The following is a 15915-nucleotide window of genomic DNA, read 5'->3' as shown; positions in this document are numbered from 1 at the left end:
GTGCGGCCTTTTTTTTGCCTCGATTTCAGCCAATCGAGTGAGCGCGACGGCTCAGCCGTTTAGGTCAAGCTAACCCCAGCGATGTGTGGGTGCCTGACTGCAACTTCCCGCGAAAACTCTCCAGCATTGGTCTTGAGCCAGTCAATTAACCGAGCGATATCGGGCTCCGACTGCCGCCCATTCCGACAAATAACGTAGTACGCAGCAGGCGACATCATTACTTGTGCTTCCAGTGCGACCAATGTACCCGCCTCCAATTGGTCATACACCAACGCAGTCCTGCCCAGCGCAATCCCGCCGCCCTTCACCGCCAGACTGATTGCCAGGCTGGAGTCCGGAAAGCGTGGCCCATGGTGATAAGGCGGAGCCGCTAGCCCCTGGAATGAAAACCAGCTTTCCCATCCCGGGCACACTTGATCGTCCACGCGGTGAATCAGCGGGTATCGTGCTACATCCGTCAGGGAAATATCGCCATTCACTCGTTGAAACTCAGCTGCGCAAACCGGGAACACCGCATCGCGCATCAGCAGTTCAGCATGATGGTCCGGGTAATCGCCGTATCCCATCACAATCGCGACATCGAATTGATGAGCTCCGAGATTGGCGCTGTTCATATCTGCACTGGTCAGGATCAGGTCGATATTGAATGAAGCTTGCGTGTGAGAGCCGTGCATCCTTGGAATCAGCCAGGTGGAACAGAGTGAAGATGTGCACGACAGGTAAAGCGGCTGGGATTTGCTCGGGTTGAGCGAATGCAGCACCGCATCAAGCTCTTTGAAGAAGCCATCGGCTACCGGTAGCAAAACCTGTCCTGCTGCTGTGAGCTTGACGCCCCGTGAGTGACGCTCGAACAACGGCACGCCCCACCACTCCTCCAGACCTGCAATTTGATGGCTGATTGCACTAGCGGTGAGATTCAATTCTATGGCCGCACGGGCAAAACTCCCCGTTTTCGCCGCACTGACAAAGGCTTGCAGCATGGGGGTAGGAGGCGGGCGTTGGGACATCAGGTGCTCACTTTGATCAGGATGATCCCGCAAACAATGACGAGTGCCGAAAGCATCCGCCGCCAGCCGAAGCGTTCATGAAAGAACAGCGCGGCAATAATGGCGCCGATAATAACACTGGTTTCTCGCAGCGCTGAGACCTTGGCTACCGCGTCCAGCGACAGTGCAAACAGCACCAACCCGTAGGATGTGAGGTAAAAAACGCCGCCCATAAGGCCGACCCGCCACTGGCCGCGAATGGCCTGTGCGAGTGACAAACGCTGCTTGAAAAACGCCAGCGCCGGAATCGGAATGCTTTGGAATACCGTCAGATAGATGATGTATTGCAGGACCGTTTCACTGGCTCTTACTCCCTTGGCATCCACCACCGTGTAGGACGCGATGAAGGCACCCGCGCACACTGCCATCAGGATAGGTTTGAACATGCGTGCGGTCATTTTTCGCACGAATGTCAGGCTGATAATGCCTGCACATATCAGCAGCACCCCTGCCATTGCATGAATCGAAAGGTGCTCATTCAGTAGGAAGTAAGAAAACAGCGCGACCAAAACCGGTGGCACGCCGCGCATGACCGGATAGACCTGGCCAAAGTCGCCGGTTTCGTAGGCCTTGATCAAGAACAATCGATAGGCCGTGTTGAGCACCACGGAAACCAGCACGTAGCCCCACACCTGCAGGCTTGGCACATTAACCAGAGGCAGCACCACCAGACAGATCAGCAACGCCGTACCATCGACCATGGCCAATGTCATGAAACGACTGCTACCGGCCCGAACGACCGCGTTCCAGGTCGCGTGCATGATGGCGGAAATCAAAACGAGGGTGATCGCGATGTCGGAGTTGTCCATGGGGCTCTGCTGTTGATAGGTATTGGAAGTCGGAGGCGATGACCGTTAAGGCATCATTGTTTGCGCAACCACATCCGTAGCATGTACCGATTCAAGTCTTTTAAAGGTGTCGCGTCATCAATCTATTCGGACGGAGCGTTGATATCGATGAAGTGCGTTCGGGTATGGAGAAACTTGTTGTCAGCTGAAATAAGTACCTGTCCTGGTTCGAGCAGCACTCGATGTTGGACTGATGATTGATCAAGAACGGTATCTAAAAAATCCAATGCCTGAATTTGCCCGGAGGTGAGGGGCACTCCAGCCTTGAGGTAAGCCGACTCAATGTAGACGCGAAAGTACCTGATCAAAGGAATACCTTCTTTGGAAAAGCTCAGGATGGGGGCTCTGAACAATTGTTCTTCGATTGCCATGCCGCGGTGTTCAAAGTAAAAATCGCACTTAAGCTCTTCCTTTAGATACTTCTTGGCGAAACATACTGACATTGACGTTCATCGCAATCCCTTACGAAGGTTAGTTGAAGTCCTTATTTAACTAAGCTCACCACGCCCTGAAAAAGCGAAACATCGTCAGCGCTGCCATCAAAATCCGTCATGGGAGACCTCTCCTACAAAAAAGCCATCATCTGAACGGAAGTGGCATTTCGTCATGTCTTGTAAAGGGCCAGCAAGGCGTGTCCCTTTAAATTGCAGGACGTTTCCGAGGCAATCGCTGCCGCCGTGTGGCTGTTGGAATGGATGGCTAGTCTTCGGCCCGTCGCTGGTTTTCAGTGATCGGGTTTAGCAGCCTGAGCTCAATAGGCACACTGTCACATCTACCTTATGGTGGCTGTGCGTGGGGCGCCCACGGGTGCGCTGGTGTTCCTATTGACCAGTCTGCTAACCCGCGTACAGCTGCTACCTACCGTTTAGCAGCGTGCGATAGCGGTCTTACAGATACAGATAAGCTGGCTGACACACCGCCATCGCAGGCAAGCCAGCTCCCACAGTTTGATTCTCCTTTGAATTGAGGTTTTGGTTATTAATAAATAGCTTCTTATTCCTTAACGAATATAAACCGCGTCCCTATACTGATCAGCAACGTTAAACGCTGCAGGAGGGCACACCCATGCACAGCGAGTCGATTCGTTATCTGATCGTGCCGGGCTGGCAAGGATCGCCAGAAGATCATTGGCAAACCCATTGGCAAAACAGCCTGCCCAACAGCGCGCGCGTGGAGCAGGCCGACTGGCTGACGCCACGCCGCGAAGACTGGGTGGCCGCGCTGGCCGAGGCTATCGCCGCCGACAGCACGCCGGTGATCCTGATCGCCCATAGCCTGGGCTGCATCACAGTGGCTCATTGGGCCGCCACCGCACCCGTGCAGTTTTTGCGGCAGGTGCGCGGCGCCTTGCTGGTGGCCCCGGCCGATGTCGAACGCCCGGCCTGCTCGCCCGCCTTGCGCAACTTCGCCCCGATCCCGACCGACCTGCTGCCGTTTCCCAGCCAGGTGGTCAGTTCCGACAACGACAGCGCCGTCAGTGCCCCTCGGGCGCTGGAGCTGGCGCGCAATTGGGGCGCCGAAGCCGGAATCCTCTCGGGGGCCGGGCATATCAATGTGAAGTCCGGTCACCAGCGCTGGGAGCAGGGCTTCGCTTACCTCTATCGCCTGCAAAGCCGCCTCGAGCATCACGCCCGGCGCACTGCCTGACCTTTTTTCAACGCCCCGTCCCTGAGTGGATTTGGGGCGGGAGCCTGCCATGAGTCTGCATGAAACCTACGGTCAGCCCCTGCTGACCTTCCCCGACGCCGAAAAAAGCCCGCTGAGCATCCGCGCCAAGGCCCTGGTGTTTGTCGATCCGCGCTCGCGCCAGCTGCGCGAAGACCTGGAAAACCTCGCGCCGCGCGCCTTGCCCGTGTTGATTCGCGGCGAGACCGGCAGCGGTAAAGAGCTGTTGGCCCGGCATATCCATCGGGGCAGCGACCGTACTGGCTTGTTTGTCTCGGTCAACTGCGGCGCCATCAGCCCGACTTACGCCGACGCCGAGTTGTTCGGCTACGCCGCCGGTGCCCACAGCGGGGCGGCCAGCAGCCGGGCCGGCTGGTTCGGCTCGGCCAATGGCGGCACCTTGTACCTGGACGAGATTGGCGACTTGCCACTGCCGATCCAGGTCAAGCTGCTCGCGGCCCTGGAGAATCACGAAGTCACCCGCGTCGGCGCCCACCAGCCAAGCCCGGTGGATGTGCGGCTGGTGGCGGCCACCAGCATCGACCTCGCCCAGGCTGTAGCGGCCGGCAAGTTCCATGAGCGCCTGTTCCATTACCTGAGCGAAGGCCAGCTGGACTTGCCCGCATTGCGCGAGCGCGTCGGCGACATCCTGTCCCTGGCCGAGTACTTCCTGGGCATCTACAGCCAGCGCCTGGACCTGCCGGTGCCGCTGATCAGCGATGCGGCGCAAAAGGTGCTGGAACACCACAGCTGGCCGGGCAATACCCGCGAGCTGGAAAACGTTATTCACTTCGCCTTGCTCGTCAGCAGCGGCGACGAGATTCTGCCCGAGCATTTGAACCTGCCGGTAGCGGGCTCGCCGCTGGAACAGGTGCAGCGCATCTTTGCCGCCGCCAGCCCTGCCGAGCAGGAAGCCTTGCGCGCCTTTCTACGTGAGCAAGCCGCTACATGAACAAAATGGAATATCAACGTGAATAAAAGATATTGTTCGGGAATAAAAAATCTAGGTATTGTCCATTCCACGCCGCGATAGCACTTCGCTGGCACACCACATAAAAAACGGTCGTCAGAGACGCCCCGGAATTTCGATAAGGACACTGCATGAAAAAGGTTCTGTTGTTTACCGCACTGGCGGCTGCCCTGACTGCAAGCTTCGCCCAGGCCAACGAGAAACTGGTGGTTGCCGCCACCCCGATCCCGCACGCCGAGATCCTCGAACTGGTCAAGCCAACCCTCGCCAAAGAAGGCGTGGACCTGGAAATCAAAGTCTTCACCGACTACGTACAGCCAAACGTGCAGGTTGCCGAGAAGCGCCTGGACGCCAACTACTTCCAGACCCTGCCGTACCTGGAAAACTTCAACAAGGGCAAGGGCACCAACCTGGTCACCGTGGTCGGTGTGCACGTTGAACCCTTCGGCGGCTACTCGAAAAAAATCAAGAACATTTCTGAGCTCAAAGATGGCGCCACCGTGGCCATCCCGAACGAAGGCTCCAACAGCGGCCGCGCCCTGTTGCTGCTGCAGAAAGCCGGCGTGATCACCCTGAAAGACCCGACCAACGCCCTGGCCACGCCGAAAGACATCGCCAGCAACCCGAAAAACCTGAAATTCAAAGAGCTGGAATCGGCGCTGCTGCCACGCGTGCTGGACCAGGTTGACCTGGACCTGATCAACACCAACTACGCCCTGGAAGCTGGCCTGAACCCAGCCAAGGACGCGCTGATCATCGAAGACGCCAAGTCGCCGTACGTGAACTTCCTGGTTGCCCGCCCGGACAACAAGGACAGCGACGCCATCCAGAAACTGGCCAAGGCCCTGACCAGCCCGGAAGTCAAAGCCTTCATCGAGAAGAAGTACAACGGCGCCGTAGTGCCTGCGTTCTGATGTAACCCAAAACCCCCTTCAAGGTTTGAACGCCGACGGCTATTACAGCGTCGGCGTTTTTTTATGGGCTTCAGAGGCTTCAAGACTGTAGGCACTGGCTTGCCGGCGATAGCGGTGGGTCAGCCGGCCTACCGGCGACTGAAAGACCGCTATCGCAGGCAAGCCAGCTCCCACAGTTGGGCGGTGTGGGGGCTGGAATCCCTGCCACACAGCGACACTCTGGAGAAACTGCAACCAGCGAACGCCGGCTCTTGCTCAAATCCCAGCCACACAGCAGACCCCCCCTGTGGGAGCCGTCGAGCCCCAGCGAGGCCGCGAAGGCGGTGTGTCAGCCACAAAAGGACCGTCAGTGCCGCCGCCTTCACAGCCTCGCTACAGCTCGACCTCTCCCACAATCAGGCCGCGCGGCTATTGATCGCCCTACGCAACGCCACCAACCATTTCACCAGCTCCTGCGGATCAATCGGCTTCGTGTTGTTCATTATTCATTCCCTCGAATCACAGACCCCCCAACCATAGCTGCCACCCATCAAACCCGCGAATCCGGCGGTTATCTTTTTGGGTGATATCAATATGCTATTTGGGTATTTAAATTTTGCTTTTTATACCTTTAGAGTTCGTGCTACCCGACGTTACCCACGCCGGACTGGATTGCGCCCGCTGCATTACCCTTGCGGCGTCATGGACTCAAGATGACCTTCGATTTCGCTTTTATCCTCAGCACCCTGCCGGCGTTTCTCAAGGCCGTGGGGGTGACGCTGCAAGTGGGCTTGATCGCCATTGCCACCTCGTTGCTGGTGGCGCTGATCAACGCCGCGCTGCTGGTGTTTCGCACACCCTACCTGTCGCGCCTGGTGGCGCTGTACGTCGAGCTGGCGCGTAACACGCCGCTGCTGATCCAGCTGTTCTTCGTGTACTTCGCCTTGCCCGCGCTGGGCTTGAATATCTCTGGCTTCTGGGCGGCGATCATCACCATGACGTTCCTTGGCGGTGCCTACCTCACCGAAGTACTGCGCGCCGGCGTGGAAGCGGTGCCGCTGGCGCAGATCGAATCCGGCAAGTCCATCGGCCTCTCCGACTGGCAACTGCTGCGCCATGTGATCCTGCCCCAGGCCGGCATCCTCAGCCTGCCGGCGCTGTTCGCCAATTTCATCTTCCTGCTCAAGGAAACCACGGTGGTTTCCGCCGTGGCGGTGCCGGAGATTCTCTACACCACCAAGAGCTACATCGCCCTCTACTACAAGACTTACGAAATGCTCGCCGTGCTGACGCTGATTTGCGTACTGCTGTTTTTGCCGTTGTCGCTGCTGCTCAGCCGCCTGGAAAGGAGGCTCCAGCATGGCCAGTTCGGGTCTTGAGTTGTTGTGGGTGTCGTTGCCGCAACTGGGCAAGGGCGCCGCACAAACCCTGTCGATTTCGTTTCTGAGCATCGCCTTCAGCACCGTCGGTGGCGTGTTGTATGGCGTGCTGCGGACCTTGAACAACGCACTGATCAACGCGGTCCTGCGGGTGTACCTGGAGCTGTTTCGCGCGATCCCGGTGCTGGTCTGGTTGTACCTGCTGTTTTTCGGACTGCCGATTTTCTTCGGCCTGAGCATTCCGAGCTTCTGGTGCGCCGTGCTGGTGCTGTCGCTGTGGGGCGCCAGTGAGGTGGGCGAGGTGGTGCGTGGCGCATTGCATTCGCTGCCCCGTGGCCAGCGTGAAGCCGGCTTGTCGATTGGCCTGTCCGACCCACAGCTGTACGGCTATGTGCTGTTGCCTCAGGCCCTCAAGCGCATGACGCCGCCGACCATCAACGTGTACACGCGCATCATCAAGACCAGCTCGCTGGCGGTGCTGATCGGCGTGGTGGACGTGATCAAGGTCGGCCAGCAAATCATCGAACGCACCTACGAGTCGGTATTGATCTATGGCGTGCTGTTCCTGTTTTTCTTCTTTATCTGCTACCCGTTGTCGGCCGCCTCCAAGGTGCTGGAACGGCGCTGGGCCCAAGCATGAGCGCATTGATCGAGTTTAAGGGTTTCAACAAATTCTTCGGCGAGCAGCAGGTGCTCAAGGGCATCGACTTGAGCGTGCAAAGCGGCGAAGTGGTGGTGATCCTCGGCCCCAGCGGCTGCGGCAAAAGCACCTTGCTGCGCTGCCTCAACGGCCTGGAAGTGGCGCACAGCGGCAGCCTGCGATTCGCCGGCAACGAACTGTTGGACAAAGCCACCGACTGGCGCCAGGTGCGCCAGGACGTGGGCATGGTGTTCCAGAGCTACCACCTGTTCCCGCACATGAGCGTGCTCGACAACATCCTGCTCGGCCCGCTGAAAGTGCAAAAACGCGACCCTCGCGAAGCCCGCGAACAGGCGGAAAAACTGCTCGAGCGCGTCGGCCTGGCCGACAAGCGCGACGCCTTCCCGCGTCAGTTGTCCGGCGGCCAGCAGCAACGTATCGCGATCGTCCGCTCGTTGTGCATGAACCCGCAGGTCATGCTGTTTGACGAAGTCACCGCCGCCCTTGACCCGGAAATGGTCAAGGAAGTGCTGGAAGTGATCCAGGGCCTGGCCCGCGATGGCATGACCCTGCTGATCGTCACCCATGAAATGGCCTTCGCCCGCGCCGTCGCCGACCGCGTCGTCTTCATGGAGGCCGGTCGCATCCTCGAACACAACCCCCCCGAAGAATTCTTTACGAACCCGCAAACCGCACGCGCGCAGCAGTTCCTGGAGAAGTTTTCCTTTGTTTCAACACTGCCCAAGAAGAACCAGGAACTGGAGCTGATATGAAAAAGTTACTACTGCCCCTGATTGCCGTCGCATTACTCGCCGGCTGCGACAAAAAGGCCGAAGAGCCTGCAAAACCAGCGGCTGCCGCCGTGAGTTCGCTGGACAAGATCAAGGCGCGCGACAAGCTGATTGTCGGCGTATTCACTGACAAACCGCCGTTCGGCTTCGTCAACGAAGCCGGGCGCTATGTGGGCTTCGATACCGACATCGGCCGCCAATTCGCCAAGGACCTGCTGGGCGATGAAAACAAGGTTGAGTTCGTCGCTGTCGAGCCGGCCAGCCGTATTCCGTTCCTGCAAAGCGACAAGGTCGATCTGATCCTCGCCAACATGACCGTGACCCCGGAACGCAAGGAAGCGGTGGACTTCACCAACCCCAACCTGAAAGTCGCGGTGCAGGCCCTGGTGCCTAACGACAGCGCGGTAAAAAGCCTGGATGACCTGGCCACCCGCACCACCATCGTTACCACCGGCACCACCGCCGATATCTGGCTGACCAAGAACCACCCGGACTGGAAACTGCTCAAGTTCGAGAAAAACTCCGAATCGCTGCAAGCGCTGTCGGCCGGCCGTGGTGATGCGTACGCGCAGGATAACCTGGTGCTGTTCAGCTGGGCCAAGCAGAACCCGGGCTACCGCGTGCTGGAAGAAAAACTCGGCGACGAAGCGCCGATTGCGCCGGCGGTGAAGAAGGGCAACATCGAACTGCGCGACTGGGTGAATGCCGAGCTGGCGAAGTTGGGTGAGGAGAAATTCCTGCTCAAGCTGTACGACCAGTACGTGCGTAAAGAGCTGAGCGATGACACCAAGCCTGAGAGCGTGATTGTTGAAGGCGGCAAGTGGCAGGGTTGATCTGTCAGCTGTTGGGTGACTGATCTACCGTCTTCGCGAGCAAGCCCGCTCCCACATCGACCGAGTTCCACCTCTGGAATGCGGACAAATGTGGGAGCGGGCCTGCTCGCGAAGAGGCCGTTCCAGGCCCCTCTTATTCCGGCCAATGCCAAGCCGGTGCATCCAGAATTCCCTGTCCCACAATCCGCGTCTCCCCCAGCACCTTCTCCAGCACAATCGAATTGCACCCTTCATCCTGCTGCAACGCCGCAATCAGCCGGCTGGCATGCGACACCACCCACACCTGACACTGCTGTGACGCCTGGATAATCAGGCGCGCCAACGCCGGCAGCAGGTCCGGATGCAAGCTGGTTTCCGGCTCGTTCAGCACCATCATGGTCGGCGGCCGAGGCGTCAGCAGCGCCGCGATCAGCAGCAGGTATCGCAAGGTGCCGTCCGACAACTCCGCCGCCGAGAGTGGCCGCAGCAACCCCTCCTGATAAAACTCAAGGGCGAAGCGCCCGCCCTGCAACGGCTGGATATTCAGGCGTGCACCGGGAAATGCATCGCTGACCGCGCGCTGCAAGGCCTCGGGGTCGCCAATCTCGCGAATGGTCTGCAACGCCGCCGCCAGGTCGCGACCGTCGTGGTGCAGCACCGGTGTGCGCGTGCCCAGTTGCGGTTGGCGCACGGGGGCATCGGCATCGCTGCGAAAGTGATCATAAAAACGCCAGCCACGAATGCTTTCGCGCAACAGCAACACTTCCGGTGAGCCGCGCAGGCTGCCGACCTGGTCGAACAGGCTGTGGTAGTTCGGCGTGTGCTGGGCCAGCACATCCCAGGCGCGGCCTTCGCGAGCGCGCACCATCGGCCCGGAGCGTTGCACCAGCAGGCTGGCCGGGCGGTAGACGTGGCCGGCCCAGATGCATTCCTTCTTCACCTCCGGGTCCAGCGAAAAATACGACAGGGTCTTCTCCGGCAAGCCGAGGGAAATCGCGTAGCTGAAATCCTCGGCGGCAAACCCCAGGCGCAGACGCTTCACACCCTGGCGCACGACCGCTTCCACCGGCACCTCGCCGTTGTGCATGCGTCGGCTGATGGTCTCGGGGCCGGCCCAGAAGGTCGAGTCCAGCCCGCCCTCACGGGCCAGTGCATTGATCACTCCGCCCTGAGCGGTTTCGGCCAGCAGGCGCAAGGCGCGGTACAGGTTGGACTTGCCGCTGCCGTTGGGCCCGGTGATCAGGTTCAGCCGGTCCAGCGGCACCACCAATTTGTTGATCGAGCGGTAATTGGCCACCGCGAGGGTCTTGAGCATGGGCATTCAGTCAGCTTGGGAACCATTGGAGTATGGGAGCCTCCATGCAGATAAGGAACCCTGATCTAAGCTCACAGTCGCATACACACTGGCAAGTCGGCATCACGCAAAAGGAGCCTGCATGGGCGGTCGCACTGCAAACATTATTCTGAGCCTTGGCCTCCTGGCGCTGCTGAGCGGCTGTGGCCAGGACAAAGCCGAGCCCAAGCAGCATTCCCGGGTGTTTGTACAGACCGTACAGCCGGCGGATTTCGCCGCGGCGGTCACGCTCACCGGGGACATCCAGGCGCGCGTGCAAACCGATTTGTCGTTCCGCGTCGGCGGCAAGATCATCCAGCGTACGGTGGATGTCGGTGACCGCGTCAGCGCCAGGCAAGTGCTGGCCAGGCTCGACCCCAAGGACTTGCAGACCAACGTCGATTCCGCCCAGGCCCAGGTCGTGGCCGAGCAGGCGCGGGTCAAGCAGACCGCCGCCGCGTTCGTGCGCCAGGAAAAGCTGTTGCCCAAGGGCTACACCAGCCGCAGTGAATACGATTCTGCCCAGGCCGCGTTGCGCAGCAGCCAAAGCGCCCTGGCCGCGGCCCAGGCCCAACTGGCCAACGCCCGCGAACAGCTCGGCTACACCGCGCTGGTGGCCGATGCACCGGGGATCATCACCGCGCGCCAGGCTGAAGTCGGCCAGGTGGTGCAGGCCACTGTGCCGATCTTCAGCCTGGCCCGCGATGGCGAGCGCGATGCGGTGTTCAACGTGTATGAATCGCTGCTGGTCGAGCCGCCGCCCGATGCACCGATCACCGTGAGCCTGCTCGACAATCCGAGCATCAAGGCGGTGGGCAAAGTCCGCGAAGTCACCCCGGCCGTGGCGGCCAACACCGGCACCGTGCAAGTGAAGATCGCCCTGCAGGCGTTGCCCAAAGGCATGCAGTTGGGCTCGGTGGTGAGCGCCACCGCCAATGGCCCGGCCAAGGCCAGCATCGAACTGCCGTGGGCGGCGCTGACCAAAGACCTCAGCGAACCCGCCGTGTGGCTGATCGACGGCGACGGCAAGGCGCAACTGCACAAGGTCACCGTGGCACGTTATCTCACCGGCAAAGTCATCATCAGCGACGGCCTCAAGGGCGGCGAAAAAGTCGTGGTGGCCGGCGGGCAGTTGCTGCATCCGGGCATGGTGGTGGAAATCGCCCAGCCGCCGGATCAGGCCCAGGCGCAAGGAGTGCAACCATGAAGCAGTTGACGGTGGTACTCGCTGCCAGCTTGTTGCTGATGGCCTGCTCCAAGGAAGAGCCGCCGCCCGAGCCACTGCGCCCGGTGCTGTCGATGGAAGTGAAGTCCGAAGACCAGGAAAACCTCGGTCGCTTCGCCGGCACCATCCAGGCCCGCTACGAGAGCAACCTGGGTTTCCGTGTGCCCGGTCGCATCGCCCGCCGCGCCGTGGACGTCGGCGCCGAAGTGGAGAAGGGCGCCTTGCTCGCCGTGCTTGACCCCACCGACCAGCAAAACCAGTTGCGCGCCGCCCAGGGCGACCTTGCCCGCGTGCAGGCGCAGTTCATCAACGCCCAGGCCAACGCGCGGCGCCAGCAGGAGCTGTTCAACCGGGGCGTCGGTGCCCAAGCCCAGCTGGACGTGGCCCAGACCGACCTGAAGACTACCCAGGCTTCCCTCGACCAGGCCCAGGCCTCGGTCAACCAGGCCAAGGACCAACTCAACTACGCCGAACTGCGCACCGACCACGCCGGCATTGTCACCGCCTGGAACGCCGAGGCCGGCCAGGTGGTCAGCGCCGGCCAGCAAGTGGTCACCCTGGCCCGCCCGGACATCAAGGAAGCGGTGATCGACCTGCCCGCCGGCCTGGCCGAGCGCCTGCCGCCGGATGTGGTGTTCCTGGTGGCCGGGCAACTCGACCCCAGCGTGCACACCACCGCCGTCGTGCGTGAGATCGAACCCCAGGCCCAGAGCGCCACGCGCACCCGTCGCGCGCGCCTGACCCTGGCCGAGACGCCGCCCGCGTTTCGTCTTGGCACCGCGATCAGCGTGACCTTGAGTTCAACCATCGCACCGCGTATCGAATTGCCCATCAGCGCCTTGCAGGAAGTCGACGGCAAGACCCGCATCTGGCTGCTCGACACCCAGAGCCAGACCGTGCAACCGCGTGACGTCACGGTCATCAGCCGTGACGCCAGCAGCGCCTTGCTCAGCGGCGGCGTCAAACCCGGTGAGCGTGTGGTCACTGCCGGCGTGAACAGCCTGAAACCCGGGCAGAAAGTCAAAATCGACGAGGACAGCCCGCGATGAAAGGGAGCTTCAACTTATCCGACTGGGCCCTCAAGCATCAGTCCTTCGTCTGGTACCTGATGTTCGTCGCGCTGCTGATGGGCGTGTTCTCCTACATGAACCTGGGCCGCGAGGAAGACCCGTCGTTCACCATCAAGACCATGGTGATCCAGACCCGCTGGCCAGGCGCGACCCAGGAAGAAACCCTCAAGCAGGTCACCGACCGCATCGAGAAGAAACTCGAGGAACTCGACTCCCTCGACTACGTGAAGAGCTACACCCGGCCGGGCGAGTCCACGGTATTCGTGTTCCTCAAGGACACCACCAGCGCCAAGGCCATCCCGGAGATCTGGTACCAGGTCCGCAAGAAAATCGACGACATTCGCGGCACCTTCCCCCAGGGCCTGCAGGGACCGTCGTTCAACGATGAGTTCGGTGACGTATTCGGCTCGGTGTACGCGTTTACCGGCGATGGCCTGTCGATGCGCCAACTGCGCGACTACGTGGAACAGGTGCGTGCCGAGATCCGTTCGGTGCCGGGCTTGGGCAAGGTCGAGATGATCGGCCAGCAGGACGAAGTGATTTACCTGAACTTCTCCACGCGCAAACTTGCGGCGCTGGGCATTGATCAGCGCCAGGTGGTGCAGAGCCTGCAATCGCAGAACGCGGTGACGCCGGCCGGGGTGATCGAAGCCGGACCGGAGCGGATCTCGGTGCGCACTTCGGGGCAATTCGCCTCGGAAAAGGACCTGGCCAACGTCAACCTGCGGCTCAATGACCGTTTCTATCGTCTGGCGGACATTGCCGACATCAGCCGTGGCTACGTCGACCCCGCGCGGCCCATGTTCCGCTTCAACGGCAAGCCGGCAATTGGCCTGGCCATCGCCATGCAGAAGGGCGGCAATATCCAGTCGTTCGGCAAGGCCTTGCACACACGCATGGATGAGCTGACCGCCGACCTGCCGGTGGGCGTCGGCGTGCACAAGGTGTCGGACCAGGCGGAAGTGGTGGAAGAGGCCGTGGGCGGCTTCACCAGCGCGCTGTTCGAAGCGGTGATCATCGTGCTGGTGGTGAGCTTTATCAGCCTCGGCATGCGCGCCGGGCTGGTGGTGGCGTGCTCGATTCCGCTGGTGCTGGCGCTGGTGTTCGTGTTCATGGAATACAGCGGCATCACCATGCAGCGCGTGTCGCTGGGCGCATTGATCATCGCCCTCGGCCTGCTGGTGGACGATGCGATGATCACCGTCGAGATGATGATCACGCGCCTGGAAAAAGGCGAGACCAAGGAGCAGGCGGCGACCTACGCCTACACCTCCACGGCGTTCCCGATGTTGACCGGTACGCTGGTTACCGTCGCCGGTTTTGTACCGATCGGCCTCAACGCCAGTTCGGCGGGCGAGTACACCTTCACGCTGTTCGCGGTGATTGCCGTGGCGATGCTGGTGTCATGGGTGGTGGCGGTGCTGTTTGCGCCGGTGATCGGCGTGCATATCCTCAGCGCCAACGTGAAGCCCCACAGCAACGAGCCAGGGCGAATCGGGCGCGGCTTCAATTACGGCATGCTGTGGGCCATGCGCAACCGCTGGTGGGCCATTGGCATCACCGTGGGCCTGTTTGTGGCGTCGGTGTTCTCCATGCAGTTTGTGCAGAACCAGTTCTTCCCGTCGTCGGACCGCCCGGAAATCCTCGTCGACCTCAACCTGCCGCAAAACGCCTCGATCAACGAGACCCGCAAGGCCGTCGACCGCCTCGAAGCGATCATCAAGGACGACCCGGACATCGCGCGTTGGAGCACCTATATCGGCCAGGGCGCGATCCGTTTCTACTTGCCGCTGGACCAGCAATTGGAAAACCCCTACTACGCGCAGTTGGTCATCGTCAGCAAGGGCCTGGAAGAGCGCGGGGCGTTGATTGCGCGCCTGCAAAAACGCCTGCGTGATGACTTTGTCGGCGTCGGCAGCTTTGTGCAGCCGCTGGAAATGGGCCCGCCGGTGGGACGCCCGATCCAGTATCGGGTGTCGGGCAAAGACACCGACCAGGTACGCAAGCACGCCATCGAGCTGGCGACCCTGCTGGATAAAAACACCCACCTGGGCGAGATCATCTACGACTGGAACGAGCCGGGCAAAGTCCTGCGGGTGGACATCGCCCAGGACAAGGCGCGGCAATTGGGGCTGTCGTCGGAAGACGTCGCGCAGTTGATGAACAGCGTGGTCAGTGGTGCCTCGGTGACCCAGGTGCATGATGATATCTACCTGATCAACGTGGTCGGCCGCGCCGAAGATGCCGAGCGCGGCACCCCGGAAACCCTGCAGAACCTGCAGATCGTCACGCCCAACGGCACCTCGATTCCGCTGCTGGCGTTTGCCACCGTGCGTTACGAGCTTGAACAGCCGCTGGTGTGGCGCCGCGACCGCAAGCCGACCATCACGATCAAAGCGTCGGTGCGCGATGAGATGCAGCCGACCGACCTGGTCAAGCAACTCAAGCCCGAGATCGACAAGTTCAGCGCCGGCCTGCCGGTGGGCTACAAGGTCGCCACCGGCGGTACCGTGGAAGAAAGCGGCAAGGCCCAGGGCCCGATTGCCAGCGTGGTGCCGCTGATGCTGTTCTTGATGGCCACCTTCCTGATGATCCAGCTGCACAGCGTGCAGAAGATGTTCCTGGTGGCGAGTGTCGCGCCGCTGGGGCTGATCGGCGTGGTGCTGGCGCTGATTCCCACGGGCACGCCGATGGGCTTTGTGGCGATCCTCGGGATTCTGGCGCTGATCGGCATCATCATCCGCAACTCGGTGATCCTGGTGACCCAGATCGATGCCTACGAGCGCGACGGCTACACGCCGTGGGACGCCGTGGTGGAAGCCACCGAACACCGGCGCCGGCCGATCCTGCTGACGGCGGCGGCGGCCAGCCTGGGCATGATCCCCATCGCCCGCGAAGTGTTCTGGGGCCCGATGGCCTACGCGATGATCGGCGGGATCATCATCGCCACGTTGCTGACACTGCTGTTCCTGCCGGCGCTGTATGTGGCTTGGTACAAGATTCGCGAGCCGAAGCCAGAGCAACAGGAAAAACGTGGTTGAAAATGTGCAGGCTTGCTGTGGTGGGCAAGCTTGCTTGCGTTGGGGTGTGGAGCGCCGCCTGAAAAGCCGGGGGCGCGCTGCGCAGTCAGCGGGAGCAAGCTCCCGTGCCACGCGTGGATCTCACCGGCCTTGAGGCATGTATGAAACTTCCCGAATTAGCGTGTACAACTCTTGCACGCCATCGAGTGGTTTACCCTGCCGA

Annotated in this window: 14 protein-coding genes; 10 read left to right on the top strand and 4 right to left on the bottom strand. The window is 60.9% G+C overall.

The window, feature by feature from the left end; all coding sequences use genetic code 11:
• Positions 1-59 precede the first annotated feature (59 nt).
• The 3 genes from C9990_RS30345 to C9990_RS30335 form a co-directional block, all read right to left on the bottom strand.
• The gene (locus tag C9990_RS30345) at positions 60-1007 is read right to left on the bottom strand and encodes a LysR substrate-binding domain-containing protein (protein WP_106805463.1); all 948 of its coding nucleotides are present in this window, start codon (positions 1005-1007) and stop codon (positions 60-62) included.
• Positions 1007-1855: an EamA family transporter gene (locus C9990_RS30340; RefSeq protein WP_106805462.1), complete on the bottom strand. Its 849-nt coding sequence runs from the start codon at positions 1853-1855 to the stop codon at positions 1007-1009. Before C9990_RS30340 ends, C9990_RS30345 begins: the two co-directional genes overlap by 1 nt.
• 122 nt (positions 1856-1977) lie before the next feature.
• A complete protein-coding gene (locus tag C9990_RS30335; RefSeq protein ID WP_256595145.1) occupies positions 1978-2265 on the bottom strand; it encodes a hypothetical protein in 288 nt (95 codons plus the stop codon).
• Positions 2266-2959: 694 nt separating this feature from the next.
• Here C9990_RS30335 and C9990_RS30330 point away from each other — a divergent pair.
• From C9990_RS30330 to C9990_RS30300, 7 genes are all read left to right on the top strand, one after another.
• Positions 2960-3541 carry an alpha/beta hydrolase gene (locus tag C9990_RS30330; RefSeq protein WP_065899566.1) on the top strand — a complete coding sequence of 194 codons (582 nt, stop codon included), beginning with the start codon at positions 2960-2962 and terminating at the stop codon, positions 3539-3541.
• Positions 3542-3590: 49 nt separating this feature from the next.
• Entirely contained in the window at positions 3591-4511 is a 921-nt protein-coding gene (locus C9990_RS30325; RefSeq protein WP_106805461.1) for a sigma 54-interacting transcriptional regulator, read from the top strand.
• Between the two features lie 149 nt (positions 4512-4660).
• A complete protein-coding gene (locus tag C9990_RS30320) occupies positions 4661-5443 on the top strand; it encodes a MetQ/NlpA family ABC transporter substrate-binding protein (RefSeq protein WP_063033612.1) in 783 nt (260 codons plus the stop codon).
• 692 nt (positions 5444-6135) lie between these two features.
• Positions 6136-6801, top strand: coding sequence for an amino acid ABC transporter permease (locus tag C9990_RS30315; protein ID WP_057725386.1), 666 nt, complete (start codon positions 6136-6138; stop codon positions 6799-6801).
• Positions 6782-7441 (top strand): amino acid ABC transporter permease, encoded by a 660-nt coding sequence (locus tag C9990_RS30310; protein WP_106805460.1) that lies wholly within the window; start codon positions 6782-6784, stop codon positions 7439-7441. The genes C9990_RS30315 and C9990_RS30310 overlap by 20 nt, the downstream gene beginning before the upstream one ends.
• On the top strand, positions 7438-8214 hold the full coding sequence (locus tag C9990_RS30305; protein WP_106805459.1) for an amino acid ABC transporter ATP-binding protein: 777 nt from the start codon (positions 7438-7440) through the stop codon (positions 8212-8214). The genes C9990_RS30310 and C9990_RS30305 overlap by 4 nt, the downstream gene beginning before the upstream one ends.
• A complete protein-coding gene (locus C9990_RS30300) occupies positions 8211-9065 on the top strand; it encodes a transporter substrate-binding domain-containing protein (RefSeq protein ID WP_106805458.1) in 855 nt (284 codons plus the stop codon). The genes C9990_RS30305 and C9990_RS30300 overlap by 4 nt, the downstream gene beginning before the upstream one ends.
• 133 nt (positions 9066-9198) lie before the next feature.
• Here C9990_RS30300 and C9990_RS30295 read toward each other — a convergent pair whose 3' ends face one another.
• Positions 9199-10359: an AAA family ATPase gene (locus C9990_RS30295; RefSeq protein WP_106805457.1), complete on the bottom strand. Its 1161-nt coding sequence runs from the start codon at positions 10357-10359 to the stop codon at positions 9199-9201.
• Positions 10360-10480: 121 nt separating this feature from the next.
• Between C9990_RS30295 and C9990_RS30290 the strand changes: the two genes are divergently transcribed.
• From C9990_RS30290 to C9990_RS30280, 3 genes are read left to right on the top strand one after another with little or no spacing between them, the layout of a single operon-like run.
• Positions 10481-11584 (top strand): efflux RND transporter periplasmic adaptor subunit, encoded by a 1104-nt coding sequence (locus C9990_RS30290; protein WP_106805456.1) that lies wholly within the window; start codon positions 10481-10483, stop codon positions 11582-11584.
• A complete protein-coding gene (locus C9990_RS30285) occupies positions 11581-12651 on the top strand; it encodes an efflux RND transporter periplasmic adaptor subunit (protein WP_106805455.1) in 1071 nt (356 codons plus the stop codon). The genes C9990_RS30290 and C9990_RS30285 overlap by 4 nt, the downstream gene beginning before the upstream one ends.
• Complete coding sequence (locus tag C9990_RS30280; RefSeq protein WP_065899572.1) at positions 12648-15713, top strand: efflux RND transporter permease subunit; 3066 nt, start codon at positions 12648-12650, stop codon at positions 15711-15713. Before C9990_RS30285 ends, C9990_RS30280 begins: the two co-directional genes overlap by 4 nt.
• Positions 15714-15915: the final 202 nt, after the last annotated feature.

The organism is Pseudomonas sp. S5D5 (assembly GCF_003013355.1).
Taxonomy (GTDB): Bacteria; Pseudomonadota; Gammaproteobacteria; order Pseudomonadales; family Pseudomonadaceae; genus Aquipseudomonas; species Aquipseudomonas aylmerensis.
The sequence above is the reverse complement of the archived record's forward strand: the minus strand, read 5'-3'. Positions and strand labels throughout refer to the sequence as shown.